General features: G+C 61.7%; 17 protein-coding genes, 1 tRNA gene and 1 pseudogene. 12 read left to right on the top strand and 7 right to left on the bottom strand.

All coding sequences use genetic code 11. The features are described 5' to 3' along the window. Positions 1-90: 90 nt before the first annotated feature. The 4 genes from ribBA to BSU04_RS42820 are packed head-to-tail and all read left to right on the top strand — an operon-like array spanning position 91 to position 3,484. Positions 91-1,263: a bifunctional 3,4-dihydroxy-2-butanone-4-phosphate synthase/GTP cyclohydrolase II gene (gene ribBA, locus BSU04_RS42835; RefSeq protein ID WP_089166224.1), complete on the top strand. Its 1,173-nt coding sequence runs from the start codon at positions 91-93 to the stop codon at positions 1,261-1,263. A gap of 45 nt (positions 1,264-1,308) precedes the next feature. Next, the gene (gene ribH / locus BSU04_RS42830) at positions 1,309-1,812 is read left to right on the top strand and encodes a 6,7-dimethyl-8-ribityllumazine synthase (RefSeq protein WP_047896193.1); all 504 of its coding nucleotides are present in this window, start codon (positions 1,309-1,311) and stop codon (positions 1,810-1,812) included. Continuing rightward, the gene (gene nusB, locus BSU04_RS42825) at positions 1,809-2,246 is read left to right on the top strand and encodes a transcription antitermination factor NusB (protein ID WP_089166223.1); all 438 of its coding nucleotides are present in this window, start codon (positions 1,809-1,811) and stop codon (positions 2,244-2,246) included. The genes ribH and nusB overlap by 4 nt, the downstream gene beginning before the upstream one ends. A 20-nt stretch (positions 2,247-2,266) precedes the next feature. After that, positions 2,267-3,484, top strand: a complete 1,218-nt coding sequence (locus BSU04_RS42820) for a pyridoxal phosphate-dependent aminotransferase (protein ID WP_089166222.1) — start codon at positions 2,267-2,269, stop codon at positions 3,482-3,484. A 147-nt stretch (positions 3,485-3,631) separates the two neighbouring features. On the opposite strand, the gene BSU04_RS42815 is transcribed toward BSU04_RS42820, so the two are convergent. Further along, complete coding sequence (locus BSU04_RS42815; protein ID WP_089166221.1) at positions 3,632-4,792, bottom strand: lytic transglycosylase domain-containing protein; 1,161 nt, start codon at positions 4,790-4,792, stop codon at positions 3,632-3,634. 670 nt (positions 4,793-5,462) lie between these two features. On the opposite strand from BSU04_RS42815, the gene BSU04_RS42810 reads away from it, so the two are divergent. From BSU04_RS42810 to BSU04_RS42800, 3 genes and pseudogenes are all read left to right on the top strand, one after another. Then, complete coding sequence (locus BSU04_RS42810; RefSeq protein WP_089166220.1) at positions 5,463-7,070, top strand: UbiD family decarboxylase; 1,608 nt, start codon at positions 5,463-5,465, stop codon at positions 7,068-7,070. Then, positions 7,067-8,125 (top strand): asparaginase, encoded by a 1,059-nt coding sequence (locus BSU04_RS42805; protein ID WP_089166219.1) that lies wholly within the window; start codon positions 7,067-7,069, stop codon positions 8,123-8,125. The genes BSU04_RS42810 and BSU04_RS42805 overlap by 4 nt, the downstream gene beginning before the upstream one ends. 105 nt (positions 8,126-8,230) lie before the next feature. After that, a pseudogene (locus BSU04_RS42800) lies at positions 8,231-8,909 on the top strand (LysE family translocator). A 10-nt stretch (positions 8,910-8,919) separates the two neighbouring features. Here the strand turns inward: BSU04_RS42800 and BSU04_RS42795 are convergent. The 3 genes from BSU04_RS42795 to BSU04_RS46955 all read right to left on the bottom strand — a co-directional run bounded on the left by BSU04_RS42795 (position 8,920) and on the right by BSU04_RS46955 (position 10,991). Beyond that, complete coding sequence (locus tag BSU04_RS42795; RefSeq protein ID WP_089166218.1) at positions 8,920-9,885, bottom strand: threo-3-hydroxy-L-aspartate ammonia-lyase; 966 nt, start codon at positions 9,883-9,885, stop codon at positions 8,920-8,922. 226 nt (positions 9,886-10,111) lie between these two features. Continuing rightward, positions 10,112-10,435, bottom strand: coding sequence for a hypothetical protein (locus tag BSU04_RS42790; RefSeq protein ID WP_089166217.1), 324 nt, complete (start codon positions 10,433-10,435; stop codon positions 10,112-10,114). Positions 10,436-10,829: 394 nt separating this feature from the next. Then, positions 10,830-10,991 carry a hypothetical protein gene (locus tag BSU04_RS46955; RefSeq protein WP_165087753.1) on the bottom strand — a complete coding sequence of 54 codons (162 nt, stop codon included), beginning with the start codon at positions 10,989-10,991 and terminating at the stop codon, positions 10,830-10,832. 217 nt (positions 10,992-11,208) lie between these two features. On the opposite strand from BSU04_RS46955, the gene BSU04_RS42780 reads away from it, so the two are divergent. From BSU04_RS42780 to trmB, 5 genes are all read left to right on the top strand, one after another. Further along, positions 11,209-12,126 carry a Rossmann-like and DUF2520 domain-containing protein gene (locus BSU04_RS42780; protein WP_089166216.1) on the top strand — a complete coding sequence of 306 codons (918 nt, stop codon included), beginning with the start codon at positions 11,209-11,211 and terminating at the stop codon, positions 12,124-12,126. A 299-nt stretch (positions 12,127-12,425) separates the two neighbouring features. Continuing rightward, the gene (locus BSU04_RS42775; RefSeq protein WP_089166215.1) at positions 12,426-12,749 is read left to right on the top strand and encodes an EthD family reductase; all 324 of its coding nucleotides are present in this window, start codon (positions 12,426-12,428) and stop codon (positions 12,747-12,749) included. A 121-nt stretch (positions 12,750-12,870) separates the two neighbouring features. Then, complete coding sequence (locus tag BSU04_RS42770; protein WP_089166214.1) at positions 12,871-13,443, top strand: YggT family protein; 573 nt, start codon at positions 12,871-12,873, stop codon at positions 13,441-13,443. Positions 13,444-13,517: 74 nt separating this feature from the next. Continuing rightward, positions 13,518-13,591, top strand: a tRNA-Gly gene (locus tag BSU04_RS42765). Between the two features lie 117 nt (positions 13,592-13,708). Then, a complete protein-coding gene (gene trmB, locus BSU04_RS42760) occupies positions 13,709-14,467 on the top strand; it encodes a tRNA (guanosine(46)-N7)-methyltransferase TrmB (protein ID WP_089166246.1) in 759 nt (252 codons plus the stop codon). Between the two features lie 148 nt (positions 14,468-14,615). Here trmB and BSU04_RS42755 read toward each other — a convergent pair whose 3' ends face one another. The 3 genes from BSU04_RS42755 to BSU04_RS42745 form a co-directional block, all read right to left on the bottom strand. Continuing rightward, positions 14,616-15,449 carry an undecaprenyl-diphosphate phosphatase gene (locus tag BSU04_RS42755; RefSeq protein WP_089166213.1) on the bottom strand — a complete coding sequence of 278 codons (834 nt, stop codon included), beginning with the start codon at positions 15,447-15,449 and terminating at the stop codon, positions 14,616-14,618. Between the two features lie 78 nt (positions 15,450-15,527). Next, positions 15,528-16,115, bottom strand: a complete 588-nt coding sequence (locus BSU04_RS42750; RefSeq protein ID WP_089166212.1) for a DUF1439 domain-containing protein — start codon at positions 16,113-16,115, stop codon at positions 15,528-15,530. A 47-nt stretch (positions 16,116-16,162) separates the two neighbouring features. Beyond that, the gene (locus BSU04_RS42745) at positions 16,163-16,456 is read right to left on the bottom strand and encodes a YkgJ family cysteine cluster protein (RefSeq protein WP_089166245.1); all 294 of its coding nucleotides are present in this window, start codon (positions 16,454-16,456) and stop codon (positions 16,163-16,165) included. Positions 16,457-16,569: the final 113 nt, after the last annotated feature.

The raw sequence follows: 16,569 nt of genomic DNA, 5'->3' as shown, positions 1-16,569 counted from the left end.
GCCAACGCCAGCCCAAAACCGGCAAAACCGGCGCGTTGGCATCGGCGGTGGCGTAAAATACGCCCTTTCTCGCACCGGACGACCACCGAAATGACGCTCGCCTCCACCCCAGAGATCATCGCCGAGCTGAAGGCTGGCCGGATGGTGATTCTTGTCGACGAAGAAGACCGCGAAAACGAAGGCGATCTCGTCATCGCCGCCGATTTCGTGACGCCGGAAGCGATCAATTTCATGGCGCGCTACGGCCGTGGACTGATCTGCCTGACACTCACGCAGGACCGCTGCCGCCAGCTGAACCTGCCGCTGATGACGCAGCGAAACGGCACCCAGTATGGGACGGCGTTCACGGTGAGTATCGAGGCGGCCGAAGGCGTGACCACCGGCATCTCCGCCTCGGACCGCGCACGCACCATTCAGGCAGCGGTCGCGCACGACGCCAAAGCCGAGCATATCGTCCAGCCGGGTCATGTGTTTCCGATCATGGCGCAACCGGGCGGCGTGCTGGTGCGCGCGGGACATACGGAAGCGGGCTGCGACCTGACGGCGATGGCGGGCCTGACGCCGGCATCGGTGATCTGCGAGGTGATCCGCGACGACGGCGAAATGGCCCGGCTGCCCGATCTGATCGAATTCGCCGAACTGCACGGTATTCGTATTGGCACGATCGCAGACCTGATTCACTACCGCTCGCGCACGGAATCCATTGTCGAGCGGGTCGCGGAACGCACCATGCAGACCGCGCACGGGGCATTTCGCGCGGTGTTGTATCGCGATCAGCCAAGCGGTTCGCCGCATATTGCGCTGGTGCGCGGCCAGCCGTCGCCGGAACGGGAAACGCCGGTGCGCGTGCATGAACCGCTGTCGGTGCTGGATCTGCTCGAAGTGGACTTGTCCACGCACTCCTGGACCCTCGACGCCGCGATGAAGGAAATCGCCGACCGTGACCTGGGCGCCATCGTGCTGCTCAATTGCGGCGACACGAAAGAGCATCTCGTTGATGTATTCCAGGCGTTCGAGCGCGAAGACAAGGCGGCCGAACTCAAACGCCGGCCGGTCGATTTCAAGACCTATGGCATCGGCGCGCAGATCTTGCGCGAATTGGGCGTAGGCAAGATGCAGGTGCTGTCGAATCCCCGCAGACTCGGCAGCATGTCGGGTTACGGCTTGGAGGTGACCGGGTTCATCCCCATGCCGGGTTGCCCCGCCACGCCTTCGACGGATTCGGCCGATCCTGCTTCCATCGCCCATTTGCGCTCTGTCTGACCACCGCCAATCACCACACTGCATCACACTGAAAACGGATAAATAATGGAAATCGGACAATATCAACCGAACCTCGACGGCGACGGACTGCGCATCGGCATCGTGCAATCGCGCTTCAACGAACCGGTCTGCAACGGCCTCGTTGATGCCTGCACGGAAGAACTCGAACGACTTGGCGTGATCGGTGAAGACGTACTGCTCGTCACCGTGCCGGGCGCACTCGAAATTCCGCTGGCGCTGCAAAAGCTGGCTGAATCCGGCCAGTTCGATGCATTGATCGCTCTCGGCGCGGTGATCCGCGGCGAAACGTACCACTTCGAGCTGGTATCGAATGAAAGCGGCGCGGGCATTTCCCGTATCGCGCTCGACTTCGGCACGCCAGTCGCCAACGCGGTCCTGACGACCGAAAATGACGAGCAAGCCGTTGCCCGCATGACGGAAAAAGGCCGCGACGCAGCACGCGTGGCGGTGGAAATGGCAAATCTGTCGGTCGCGCTGGAACAACTCGGCGGCGACGACGAAGACGAAGACGACGAGGACCGGGCATGAAAAGCGCTCGACGACGCTCGCGCGAACTCGCGACGCAAGGGCTTTACCAATGGCTGGTGTCGGGCGCGCCCGGCGGCGAGATCGACGCGCAGTTGCGCGGCGCGCAAGGCTTCGATAAAGCCGACCAGGAACATCTGGACGCCATCCTGCACGGCGTGATCAAGGAAGCGGACACCATTTCCGCCGAACTCCAGCCGTGCCTCGACCGTCCGCTCGAACAGCTTTCGCCGGTCGAACGCGCGGTGCTGATGGTCGCCGCGTTCGAGTTCAAGCATCACCTCGACATTCCGTATCGCGTGGTGATCAACGAAGCAATCGAACTGACGAAGACGTTCGGCGGCTCCGACGGCCACAAATATGTGAATGGCGTGCTGGATAAACTCGCCGTCCAGTTGCGGCCGACGGAAGCGCAAGGCCGCGGGCAGCGCAGCTGAACGACTGGTCTCTCCAATTGATGAACTTCGCAAAAGAACCGTTGAACGCAGCTATCCCACGCGGCGCCATCCGATACGCCGCCCGCGTTGACGCCATCGAACCGTTCTATGTGATGGAACTGGCGAAACAAGCGCAGGCGCTTGAACGGGCGGGCCGCAACATCATTCACATGGGCATCGGCGAACCGGATTTCACGGCGCCGGAACCGGTGATCGCGGCCGCCACCGACGCCTTGCGTCGCGGCGTCACGCAGTACACGAATGCGCTCGGACTGGCGTCGTTGCGCGAGGCTATTTCCGGCCACTATCGCGACACGTTTGGGCTCGATATCGATCCGGCGCGCATTGTGGTGACGGCGGGCGCGTCGGCCGCGCTGCTGCTGGCGTGCACCGCGCTGGTCGATCGCGACGACGAAGTGCTGATGCCTGACCCGTGCTACCCGTGCAATCGCCATTTCGTGGCCGCCACCGAAGGCCGTCCGGTCCTGATCCCGAGTGGTCCGGCCGAGCGGTTTCAGTTGACGGCGGCTCAGGTCGAAGCACATTGGACGTCCGCCACGCGCGGCGTCCTGCTCGCGTCGCCGTCCAATCCGACTGGCACGTCCATTGAACCGGACGAACTCGCGAAAATTGTCGACGTAGTGCGTGCGCACGGCGGTTTTACGATTGTCGATGAGATCTATCAGGGCCTGAGCTACGACGCGAAGCCCGTGTCGGCCCTTTCACTGGGCGACGACGTGGTCACGGTGAACAGCTTTTCGAAATACTTCAACATGACCGGCTGGCGGCTCGGCTGGCTCGTGGTGCCGCCAGCGATGGTCGCCACCATGGAAAAGCTCTCGCAGAACCTGTTCATCTGCGCGTCGGCGCTCGCGCAGCATGCGGCACTGGCGTGTTTCGAGCCGGCCACGCTCGCGATTTACGAGTCGCGGCGACTGGAATTCGGGCGCAGGCGAGATTTCATCGTGCCGGCACTGCGTTCGCTGGGTTTCGAAGTGCCTGTTGTGCCGGACGGCGCGTTCTACGTTTATGCCGATACACGGCACGTCGCGCATCCGGCGGCCGGCGACAGCAACGCATTGACGCGTTCCATGCTGCACGACGCCGGGGTCGTGCTGGTACCGGGGACCGATTTCGGCTTCCATGCGCCGCAGGACTATATCCGGCTGTCTTACGCGACCGCGTACTCACAGCTTGAAGAGGCCGTGCAACGGCTGGGAACGCTGTTTCGGGTTTGAGCCACGGGTTTGAGCCACGGCTCCGCTCTCTCAGATATCTCTCAGGAAAGCAGAAGCAAAAAAGCCGTTCCAACTTACGTTGGAACGGCTTTTTGTCTTACCCGGCCCACGATTAACAACTCGGGCTTTGGCCTTTAACGCAACGCTTTAAGCACCGAACTCCGCCGAAGCGACATGCTTTGCTTGCGCGTCTGCGTCGTCGGTATTGTTATGGTCGCTGGCTTGCGGTGCGGACTTGGCCGGCGCTGTTATGGCCGGAGCGCCGTCGAGCGTCACGTGCACACGCTTTTCGCCGGTCCCTGAGTTAGACGGAGAAGCCGACGCCACCACTTGCTTTGGCGCAGGCTGCACCGGGGCTTGCGGCGTGACGATCGGCACATTGCGGCCACGGGCTACGTCGCGCAAGCGCGAACGTTCGGCCAGGACCTTCGCGCCGTAACCGCCGTCGTCCTGTGCCGTCGAACCCACGTAGAAGCGCAATCCACCCGCCACCGAACCGCCTCGTGCAATGCAATCCTTCAGCACCAGGGCACCGACCTTGATGTTTGCGAGCGGTTCGAGCGCTGCATGCGAACCACCGAAATACTGGAATTTGTCGGAGTGAACCTTCGACATCACCTGCATCAACCCTTGCGCACCCACGCCACTTTCAGCATACGGATTGAAACCCGATTCGATCGCCATGACGGACAGCAGCAACAGCGGATCGAGGCCAACCTCGCGGCCGGTATCGAAGGCTGCTTTCACCAGCTCACCGACCGGTTCCTGCGCCACGTGATAACGCCGCGCAATGAAGTTTGCCACCAGGTTTTGCTCACGATCCGACACGAGCACGCGGTCGTCGCGAGCATCGGCGACAACCCGTTGCGATGAAATCGCGCTGGCAAGCGTCGCAACAGTCGGCAACGTGCGCGGATCGAGCCCGTTTGGCGACACGGCGAGGCTCAGGCCACCCGTGAGCTTACGGGTGCTGTCGTCGTCGCTGGCAGCAGCGCCGAGTGAAGTCGTCTCGCCAGTACCGTTGCGCAACTCCTCTTCACGCTGATGTCCAAGCGCGAAGGGGGGGAAAGGTTGTCCGGAGAGCAACCGGGCCGGACCGGCTTGCACCGCGGCCGAAACGAGGGGCATGAGTTTGGCGGCAAACGAACCGCGCCAGGCGGGAAGCAGCCACAGCGCCAGCGCGGTCACTACAGCAGCGCAACCGACCAGGCTAAAAACCGTCAGACTCATGTGTTTGGCGCGACGCAGCATAGCGCGTAGATGGAGCGCCAGGCGAGCGTCGGGACGCCACGACAACCAAGCATTCATTGGATGGATCTCCCAAATTACGTGATTTCCGCAGATGAAAACCCGAAAAACTGGTCCACCACGCAGAAATCGACACCGCCAGCCCTGGGTTAGCCACGAGCGGTATCGGGAAAACGGCACAAACCGTTGGGGAAACCTGACCGGAACATTACGTCTTCCGGGTGCGCGCAGCACGAAGGACATGCCGGGGCGCGCACAAAGGTCACCACGCGAAAAACCGGCGAAGAAGAGCGCCGGCAAGAAAACCAAAGCCTTGATTCACCGTACTAATCCGGCGCAGGTGACGCGTCGCGTCGTTTCAAAAGACCTGAGGCAGTGGTAAAAAGTTTCAATTGGTGTTGTCAATGAAAAAGGATTCTAGCAGGCTCAAATGATCCGTCAATGCTGGTAAATGTAAAAGCTATTACTTTCAGTAATTATGAACACTGTTCAGGGCGGCGAGAACGGCCTGCCAAGCCACTTTCCAGCGGAAACGCCGGATTTGTGCCGTTGTGTGCTCTGACGTACCGACATCAACACAGGTAAAATCGACAATCGCCCGCGCGCGAAAGTTCCTCACAAAGGGCTTGGACGCCACTTGAACCGCTACATCAGCCGTCGCGTCTGCTGTCCGTGCCCTTTTATCCTTATACGCAGACCGCGCTTCCCGCAGGCCCCTTCCCTTTAGCCGATGAAATACAAAGACCTGCGCGACTTCACCGCCCGCCTCGAAACACTCGGCGAATTGCGCCGCATCAGCCAGCCGGTTTCGCCCGTCCTTGAAATGACCGAACTCTCGGATCGCGTCCTGCGTTCGGGGGGTCCAGCGTTGCTGTTCCAGGCGCCGACGGGACACTCCATGCCCGTGCTGGCCAACCTGTTCGGTACCCCGAGGCGCGTGGCGCTCGGCATGGGTATCGAGACGCAAGCTCAGGCGGCGGCCGATCCCAGTCTCCTCAGCGATAAAGCCGCGCTCGAGTCGTTGCGCGACGTCGGCCGGTTGTTGTCGGCGCTCAAGGAACCCGAGCCGCCGAAAGGCCTGAAGGACGCGGGCAAGTTGGTGTCGCTGGCGAAAGCCGTCTGGGACATGGCGCCGAAAACGGTTAGTTCGCCGCCCTGCCAGGAGATCGTATGGGAAGGACAGGACGTCGATCTGGCGCGCCTGCCCATTCAGACGTGCTGGCCAGGCGACGCGGGCCCGCTCATCACCTGGGGACTCACAGTCACGCGCGGCCCGAACAAGACGCGGCAGAACCTTGGCATCTATCGGCAGCAGCTGATCGGGCGCAACAAGTTGATCATGCGCTGGCTCGCGCACCGGGGCGGCGCGCTGGATTTCCGCGAGTTCGCGCTCGCCAATCCGGGCAAACCGTATCCGGTGGCGGTGGTCCTTGGTGCGGATCCGGCCACCATTCTTGGCGCGGTGACGCCCGTGCCGGACTCGCTTTCCGAATATCAATTTGCCGGCTTGCTGCGCGGCGCAAGAACCGAGTTGGCAAAATGCCTTACGCCGGGTGTCGATACGTTGCAGGTACCCGCGCGCGCGGAGATCGTGCTCGAAGGCTTCATCTATCCGCAGGACGGCCCTGTTCCGCCACTGCCCGCCGGCGCGCCGCCGCGGCCAACGAATTCATCGTCGGCGAAATACGAGCATGCGCTCGAAGGCCCATACGGCGACCACACCGGCTATTACAACGAACAAGAGTGGTTCCCGGTCTTCACCGTCGAAAAGATCACCATGCGCCGCGACGCGCTCTATCACTCTACCTATACAGGTAAGCCGCCCGACGAACCGGCCGTGCTCGGCGTGGCACTCAACGAAGTGTTCGTGCCGCTCTTGCAAAAGCAGTTCACCGAGATCACCGACTTCTACCTGCCGCCCGAGGGCTGCAGTTATCGAATGGCGATCGTTCAGATCAGGAAGAGCTATCCGGGCCACGCGAAGCGCGTGATGTTCGGCGTCTGGAGCTTCCTGCGGCAGTTCATGTATACGAAGTTCATCGTGGTGGTGGACGCCGATGTCAACATCCGCGACTGGAAGGAGGTGATCTGGGCGATCACCACGCGCATCGATCCGTCGCGCGACACGGTGCTGGTCGATAACACCCCGATCGACTATCTCGATTTCGCGTCGCCGAAGGCGGGGTTGGGATCGAAGATGGGGCTCGACGCCACCAACAAATGGCCCGGCGAAACCGACCGCGAATGGGGCCGGCCGATCACGATGGACGATGCGGTGAAACGGCGCGTCGACGCGCTATGGGACGAAATCGGCTTTTCCGGAGGGAAGCGCTCATGAACGTTGCGGCGACGGTTTATCGAGGGAGTCTGGTTGAAAACACGCATGCCGCGCATGTGGCGGTGGTCGATGCCAATGGCCGGTTGATCTACGCGTTCGGCGATCCGTCACGCATGACGCTCGCGCGGTCCGCGGCGAAACCGGCGCAAGCGCTTGCGGTGCTGGAAACGGGCGCGCTGGACCGTTTCGGTTTTGACGACGCCGATCTCGCCCTGATGTGCGCATCGCACAACAGCGAGCCGCGCCACATAGAGCGCACACGCGCCATGCTGGAGAAGGCGCACGTCACCGAAGCCGATCTCCGATGCGGCGGCCATGCGCCTTTGTCGGACGCGGTCTTGAAGGAATGGATCAGGCGTGATTTCACGCCAACCGGCGTATGCAGCAATTGCTCGGGCAAACATGCGGGCATGCTGGCGGGTGCGCAGGCGCTGGGCGCGGCCGTCCTTGACTATCACCTGCCTGAGCATCCGCTGCAGGTTCGGGTGAAACGGACCGTGGCCGAGTTGTGCGATCTGCCTGAAGACGGCGTGCAATGGGCTATTGATGGCTGCAATCTGCCCACGCCGGCCTTCCCCCTGGATCGGCTCGCCCGGCTGTTCATGAAGATGGCCGACGCGAAGGCGGCGGTTGAGACCGGGGTTGAGACCGGGGTTGACACCGGGGTTGACACCACGCCACGCTCGAAAGCCCTGGCCCGGATCTATCGCGCGATGACGGCGTATCCGGAACTCGTCGCGGGCGACGGCCGATTCTGTACCGCGTTGATGCAGGCCTTCGGCGGCGATCTGGTCGGTAAAGTAGGCGCCGATGCGAGTTATGCGATCGGTGTCCGTGCTACCGGTGCGCGCGGATCACTGGGCATTGCGGTCAAGGTGGAAGACGGCAACACGGCCGTGCTTTACGCAGTCGTCACGCATGTTCTGGCGCAACTCGACATAGGCCAGGAAACGCAGCGCGCGCAACTCGCTGCTTATGGAAACCCGCCAATGCGTAACACGATGGGTATCGAGACAGGGCGGCTGGTGGTGTCGGTGCCGCTCGAGCGCGTTTAGTACGGGAGCGGTCGACCGGTTGCCCCGCACGCCGTAGCAAGATGAATTCACGAAGCCGGACAACCCGCTTCGCTCAATACAAAAAGATCAAAAAGGAAAGTCGGGATGCACGTGTTGCCATTGCTGTCTGATGGATTGTTTCTGTCGTTGTCGTTGTGTCTGGATATTTGGTATCGCAAACGTCGCGATCATCTCATTGACGCTTACCCACGGCTTCAGGCCGGGCATGATGCTCGGCCTCGGCACCTGTTTCGGCGATCTCGTCTACGCAGCGCTTGCACTCGCGGGCATGGCCGCGCTGCTCCAGTTTGATACCGTGCGCTGGGTCGTCTGGATCGGCGGCTCGATCGTGCTGCTGTTCCTGACCTTCAAAATGGCGCGTGAAGCGCTGTTTCCGGCATCGGCGCCGCCGGTTGCGGGGGAACCCGATCTGATCGCCACGCCGCGGCCCTCACACTTGCGCAGCTTCATGCGCGGCGCCCTGCTCGCCGTGTCTTCGCCAAGCGCGATCCTCTGGTTCGCCGCCGTGGGCGGCGCACTGATCGCGAAAGCCGGCGCAACAGGCGGGCTAAGCGCGTCGGTGTTTCTCATCGGCTTCTTTTGCGGCGGGCTCGGCTGGACGCTGTTTATCTGCTCGCTCGCCAGCCATGGCCGCAAACGCGCAGGGACGACGTTGCTGCGCGCTTGCCACATTTTATCGGCGGTGCTGTTCGCATACTTCTCGTACAGCGTGATCGTCAACGGTTATCACGACCTGATCCTGAAGGGCGCGCAGACGCTATGACGTCACGCTGTCAAGCGAGGAATTGAGCGAATCGCGCCAGGTCGACATTGCCGCCGCTGACCAACACGCCCACGCGCTTACCCTTCACCGGCACGATGCCCTGCAGCACGGCGGCCGCAGCCAGACAACCCGTTGGCTCAACCACCATCTTCATGCGCTGCGCGAAGAACTTCATGGTCTGCACGAGCTGGTCGTCGCTGACGGTGACGACCCGGTCCACGTAGCGCTTCAGAATCGGAAAGTTGTATTCACCCACGTGCGTAGATGCAGCGCCGTCGGCAATCGTGCGCGGTACTTCTATATGGACGATCTCTCCGCGTTCGAGCGATTGCTGTGCGTCGTTGCCCGCCTCCGGCTCCACGCCGATCACCGTGCATGATGGGCTCAGTTCGGCTGCCGCCAGCGCGCAACCGGCGAGCAAGCCTCCGCCACCCAGGCACACGAACAGATAATCCAGCGGCCCGGTTTCTTCGATGAGCTCCTTCGCCGACGTCCCCTGCCCCGCGATCACATGAGGATGGTCGTAAGGCGGAATCAGCGTCATGCCGCGCTCTTGCGCGAGCCTCGCACCAATCTCCTCGCGATTCTCTGTGTATCGGTCGTACGTGATCACTTCGCCGCCGTAACCCCGCGTGGCTTCCATCTTCGCGGCCGGCGCGTCCTCCGGCATGATGATTGTTGCCTTGATGCCGGCGATGCGCGCCGACAGCGCGATTGCCTGCGCGTGGTTGCCCGATGAATAAGTCAGGACGCCGGCCTGGCGCTGGGACTCGGAGAAATGCGAGATCGCGTTGAACGCACCCCGAAACTTGAAAGCGCCCATGCGCTGGAAGTTCTCGCACTTGAAGAACAGGTTCGCGCCGGTGAGCGCGTCGGCGGTGCGGGAAGTCATCACGGGCGTGCGATGAGCGGCGCCGGCAATACGTTCTGCGGCGTCGGCGACGTCGGCGTAGGTGGGTGCGGGAAGGATTGACATCGGAACTCAAGGGCGGCGGTTGAGGAACCACCATTGTCCCAGCATCGTGGAGCGTTTGGAAAGCTGGCCGAGCAGCTAACACGGCGGTTGGACCGAGCGTTGATAACGGAAGAACCCCAGATGCAAAATAAAACAGCGCAACCCGGCTCGATGCCGGCGCTGCGCTGTATTGCTGCCGATCCAATATTCAAAAAATCAGTTAGCGGATCCGGTCGCGCCTGCGGTTTCAGTGGCGCCAGCCGCCATAACCACCGTGGTAGCCGCGATATCCGCCGTGATATCCATACCCGTAACCGCCACGATAATGACCACGCCAGTACGGACCACCACCGTAATAGCCGCCGACCACAACGGGCGGCGGTGCGTAGACCACCGGCGGCGGCGCATATACAACCGGGCCCGGCGCGTAATACACGGGCGGCGGCGGAGCCGCGTACACGGGATAAGCCGGCACCCCAATGCCAATCCCCACCGAAACGTGCGCTTGCGCGGCGCTTACAAGGCCTACGCCAAGTGCGGCGGCAGCCAAAATCTGGATGATCTTTTTCACTTTTATTCTCCACGCCGCGGTCCTGTACAGATGACCGGCTACCGCAACGACATGCATTCAATGTAGCTAAAAACCCTGAATTTCAGCTTAAGCAATTGTTGCAAATTGCAATATCTACAGTCCAAAAACGGGATTTTGTCTGCCTAATTTCAAGCGGGCGGTCAGCCTCGCCAGCCTTGGCGCACAGGCTTATCGAGACGGATTAAGGGTTTGCTGAGAAAGACGCCGGCTGTTGCCGTTGTCCAAGCCGCTAAGCCGAATGTCACCAAAGTAATGATTCATTACAATTTGCTTTTAGCGCCCTAAAAATGGAAAGCCCCGCCGACCGGGAAGCGTCGAGCGGGGCCTCCGCAAACGGTGCTGATTTCTTAGGCAGATGGATTCGACTCCCCTCTCAGCCCACCTTCACGTAAGCAAATTCACGGGTGACGCTGGGCGGCACGTATGCCCCGCTGATCCTGACCCGCGGCGTAAGCCGCTTGCGCTGATCCCACCATTGGCGCCGATGTGTCTGGCTAAGAAAACGCAGGTGTTTCCGATACGCAAAAATACTCATGGCGACCCCCAAACGTTGCAAAACAAGCACTGGCACACATCGGCCAAAAGACCAATCCTGACTGTTCAGGCCCGATCGCACGTTTGCTCGAGCCTCGCAAAACCTTTGACTGCGGCGTGCCGCGCCGTTTTTATGGCGCCAACGCCGTTGCGCGATACTTCATCGTGCGCTGCGAACGCGAATCCGCGCCTCGCAACAATTCTATGGAGCAACAACCATGCCTTTTTCAACGACGCCCCGTTTGGGCTTCGTCGGCGCGGGGCGCCTCGCGCGCTGCCTGGCAGCCGTCTGGTCGCGCGCGGGCTACCCGGTCAGCGCGATAGCGAGCCGATCGGCGGCATCGGCACACGAATTCGCAGGCGAATTGCCGCAATGTCTAGTCGCCAACGACGCCAGCGCGGTCGCGCAACACGCCGATATCGTATTTTTAACCGTTCCTGACGACTCCATTGGTGCGACGGCGAACGCTTTGCGCCTGGATCAGGTTCGCGACGGCACAAAAGCAATCGTGCATTGCAGCGGCGCCACGCCCCTCGATGTCCTTGCTGGTGCCCAGGCGCAGGGTGCAGACATCGGCGGATTCCATCCGTTGTTCCTGTTTGGCGGCCTGCCGAGCGACCAGACGCGCATTGCAGGCTGTTCAGTCACGATTGAAGCGAGCGGTGCCTTGCACGACACGCTGACCGAGTTGGTTCAGGCTCTGGGCTGCCATCCGCTATCCATCCCGCCGGGCGGCCGCCTGCTCTACCACGCCGCCGCGCACTACGCGGCCAGCTTTGCGCTGTGCTCGCTGTCGGAGACGGTGACGCTCTGGAAAGAGTTGGGGTTCGCCGAGGACGACGCATTGCGCGCAGTCCTGCCGATGCTTGCCGGCACCATCGAAACCGCGCGTGAAAAGGGTTTGCCGGGTGCGCTTGCCGGCCCGGTGTCGCGCGGCGACGCGGGTATTGTGATTAAGCAGTTGGCGCTGCTGCAAGACCTTGGCGGCGATCACGCCGCGCTATATGCGCTGCTCTCGCGGCGCGCGGTCGCGCTGGCGAAACGGCGGGCATCGCCACCGCCCGCGCAAGCACTCGACGCGATGTCACACGCCATCGAACTCGTGTTGAACGGGACCGGGCCGAGCGACGATTGATTGACTCGATCCGACACGCATAGCCGGCCGTATGGGGGTACCTGTGCGCCGGCGTACGCCAAGCGGCACAAGGCGCCATCAAGCCATGCTATCGTGATGCCCGGCGCGCCAGTGTGGCAAAGCCGCCGAGGGGTTCGGCCACCGTGCCGGACGCCGGCAGGAAGCGGGCAACAAGCGGGCAACGAGCGGGCAACGAGCGCTCCCTGGTTCTGAACCCGGACCGTGCGTTGAACGCCAAGCGAAGTTCTGGCTTCGGCCGCCACCCTCGACGCCAACCCATTCAGCTACGAGAACAAACAATGATCAAGGTGAGCTTTTTTTATCCGTATCGCGAGAATGCGCCCTTCGACATCGACTACTACTGTACGAGCCATATGCCCTGGGTGGCTGGCTTGCTTGGCAGTGCATTGAAGGGATGGACGGCGGATGCGGGACTGGCGGGGGGCGCGCCGGGTTCAACGCCTACGTATATTGCAGCGGGCCACCTGCTGTTCGATTCCGTCGATGCCTTCACGGCCGCGGTCTCGCCACATGCGAAAGCCTTCTCCGCGGACATCGTTAACTATTACCCTGACGGCGTTGCGCCGGTCGTGCAGATCAGCGACGTTCGCGCCGCGAGCTGACTGACCGCAAGTCGCTGAGCGGTTCGATGAAGCCGGGCGGTTTCCCGTTGCGGCTTTACTTGCCCTCGTATCACTCCGCGCGGCCATGAGCGCCGCGCTTTTGCCTTGAAAAGGATTTGAGATGTTCGGCGAGATCGCCCGTTTTCTACTCAACACAATCTTCACGCTGTTCGGCGCTGCGCTGCTGCTGCGCGCCTGGATGCAGGTCGTCCGTATGCCGCCGTACAACCCCGTGTCCAACGCGGTGATGCAGGCCACGAACTGGCTCGTCTTGCCGTTGCGCAAGATCCTGCCGGCGGCAAAGACTATCGACTGGGCGAGCATTGTCGCGGCATTCCTTGCTGCGGTGGTATTTGTGATCCTGTTGGTTCTGGTCGCGGGGGTCGATCCCGCCGGACTCGTGCCCATGCTGCCCACACTGCTACTGGTCGCGGTGATCACCGTCATCAAATGGGCGCTGAATCTCATCATCTGGATGACGATCCTGATGGCATTGCTGTCGTGGCTGAACCCGCAATCTCCAGCCATGCCGCTGCTGTACCAACTCACGGCGCCGTTTCTCGAGCCGCTGCGGCGCGTGTTGCCGCGCATGGGCGGTATCGATTTGTCGCCTATCCTGCTGTTCGTGATCGTTCAGGTACTGCTGATGGTCGTGACGCGGCTGGCCGTGACCATGACCATGTTCGGGGTGTAATTTCGGAGTTCAATCTCCGTCGATCCCGGTAAAGTTGCGGTAGACGGGGTATTCCGCGTAAAATTGCGCTCTCTGCGGGCGTCGTATAATGGTAATACCCTAGCTTCCCAAGCTAGAGCCGTGGGTTCGATTCCCATCGCCCGCTCCAGTTTTCGTTCACAAAAAAGCCGCCTTCGAAGGCGGCTTTTTGATTTACAGCAGCGCCAGGTTTGCCTTGCATTTGCAGCCAAGCTCCGCTCAACCCCAGAATCCGCGTCCTTTTTCGATGATCCACGATCCCACCCCCGACCAAGACGAGACCCGCGATAGCGACGAGGCTAAAGGCAGCGAAGCGGCCGACGCGGCCGGCACGCTTCGACATCGGCGGATTCGCAGCTTCGTCACGCGTGCGGGACGGGTGTCCACGGGACAGCGCCGCGCGCTCGATGAATTCGGACCGCGCTTTGTCGTGCCCTACGCGCCGCAGCCGCTCGACTGGGACGCCGCGTTCGGACGCCAAGCGCCGCGCGTGCTGGAAATCGGCTTCGGCATGGGCGGGACGACCGCGGAAATCGCGTCGGCACGCCCCGCCGATGACTTCCTTGGCATCGAGGTCCATGAGCCGGGCGTGGGCGCATTGCTGAAGCTGATCGGCGAACAGGAGCTGACGAACATTCGCGTCGTCCAGCACGACGCCGTGGAAGTGCTGGAACACATGATCGCGGCGGACAGCCTCGATGGCGTCCATATCTATTTCCCCGATCCGTGGCACAAGGCGCGTCACCATAAACGGCGGCTCATCCAGCCGAAGTTCGTGGCATTGCTCGTGTCGCGGCTCAAACCGGGCGGGTATCTGCATCTCGCCACTGACTGGCAGAACTACGCCGAACAGATGCTCGAGGTGTTGTCGGCGGAACCGGCGCTGGAAAACTCAGCCGGCTCGGATTACGCGCAGCGTCCCGATTACCGGCCCGTAACCAAGTTCGAACGGCGCGGATTGAAACTCGGTCACGGCGTGTGGGATCTGGTGTTCAAGCGCCGCTGAAAGACGGCCGAAAATCTATCGGCCCAGACAAAAACAGGCCGTTCCAACCGACGTTGGAACGGCCTGTTTCGTATGCGCTTGCGGACTCGAGCCTTAACTTTTGGGCAGCACCGCAGCACCCATGAACGGCTCTAACAACCGCGAATCCTCACTCGGCCCAACTCAATCCGCCGCTATACCCAACAATCAGGATCAGCAGCCCGAAGCCGATCCGATACCACGCGAACGCCGTGAAATCGTGCGTGGCGACGTAACGCAACAGCCATCGAATACACACGAATGCGCTGACGAACGCGGCCACGAGCCCGACGATAAACAAGCCTACCGAATCGACGGACAACGTGCGCCACTCCTTCGCAAGCTCGTAAAGCGTGGCGCCGAAAATGATGGGGATAGCGAGAAAGAAAGAAAACTCGGTAGCGACTTTACGTTCCAGCCCAAACAACATCCCGCCGATAATCGTCGACCCCGAGCGCGACGTGCCCGGAATCAGCGCGAAACATTGGGCGAGCCCGACTTTGAAGGCATCGGCATAAGAAAGATCATCCACCGACGTCACCCGCGGCGCGACGTTTCGCTCGCGATGCCGCGCTTCCGCCCACAGGATCACGATCCCGCCCACGATCAACGCCACGGACACCGGCACTGGCGCGAACAAAACCGCCTTGATGTGCTTTTCGAACAGCAAGCCGAGCACCACCGCCGGAATGGTCGCGATGATCACGTTCAGCGCAAACCGGCGCGCCTTGGGCTGCGTGGGCAATCCGGCGACGACCGCGCCGATCTTGCGCCGGTATTCCCAGACAATCGCGAGGATCGCGCCGAACTGGATCACGACGTCGAAGGTCTTGGCCTGGGCGTTCGTGAAATTCAGCAGGCTGCCGGCAACAATCAGGTGTCCCGTGCTCGATACCGGCAAAAACTCAGTCAAGCCCTCCACCACACCCAGAATCAGTGCTTTGCAAAACAGAATCCAGTCCATCGCTCCGCCCTTTTGGCATAGTTTGGCCGTCGCCAGCCAATCATTCGGGCACGCGCGTACTGGATTGCGCCGGAAAGACTACTTCTCGACGATCTGCACGCGTATGCCGTTTGTAAGGACGGTGATTGTACCGGGTTCGTAATTAACACCGGCAAACTGTAATTGTTCAGGCTTGAATGTGTAGATGGGGTAACGGTCCAGGAACTGAGTCGCCATGACCGCGCCGACTGCATTGATCTGCTGGCTGTATTGCGCAGCGTCGCCGGAGACCTGGGCGTTATCGACAGTCGGCGACATCAGGATGACCGAATGGCTAGGTGCGTCGTAAGCCAGTTGACTGGAAAGAGTAAACACGCCGGTGACTGGATTCGGCATGAAGGGCGTGGCAAGCCGCGCGTCCAGACGCACGGTTATCCGGTTGCGATCGGGCGCAAGGCCAACTACCGGGTTAGCCAACGTGACATCGAAAATCTGCGAGGCCGTGCGTTGGAACGGAAATTTGCGCTGCACCGCGTCCTGGACCTGCGCCTGGCTAAACGTGTAGTGGTCGGGGATGAACGGAAATATCGATGCGGCGCATCCCTGGGTTCCCAGCGCCACCGCGCTCGCGCCGCCAAGGGCTGCAAGCAGGAACCGGCGCCGCTTCGGCGCAACGGCTTGAGTCATGCGAAATTCTCCAGTGACTTGAACTTGGACAAAGAGCATTCGACCGGCTAGGCGCGCTCAGGTTGCGTATCGATTTCGAGTTGCGTGAGCCAGGCCAGCGCGTAGGCACGCGTGCCGCCGCACATGGACTCCGATGGCTGCAAGCCCGAGCAGCAGGCCGGCCTGCGGGCATCGCCGAATATCGCACAGCGCAGATCCGCCCCAAGCTGGACGCAGCGCACACCGGCCGGCTTGCCGTCGGGCATGCCGGGAATCGCGCTCGAAATCGACGGCGCGATACAGCATGCACCGCAGCTTTCGCGGCACGCGTGGGCGGGGTTCGGACGGAGGGCGGCAGACATCGGTTCGTACTGTTTGGGCAAATGGGGCAACCCGGCATTGTGCCACCGCGCGGCTACGGCGTTCGGTGCGGCGTTATCACGCAAGATTCAGGGGAACGGGTCGGCTAGACTCG

It is taken from the genome of Caballeronia sordidicola (genome assembly GCF_002220365.1).
Taxonomy (GTDB): domain Bacteria; phylum Pseudomonadota; class Gammaproteobacteria; order Burkholderiales; family Burkholderiaceae; genus Caballeronia; species Caballeronia sordidicola_C.
Note: the sequence above shows the minus strand (reverse complement) of the source record. Positions and strands in the feature narration are given on the sequence as shown.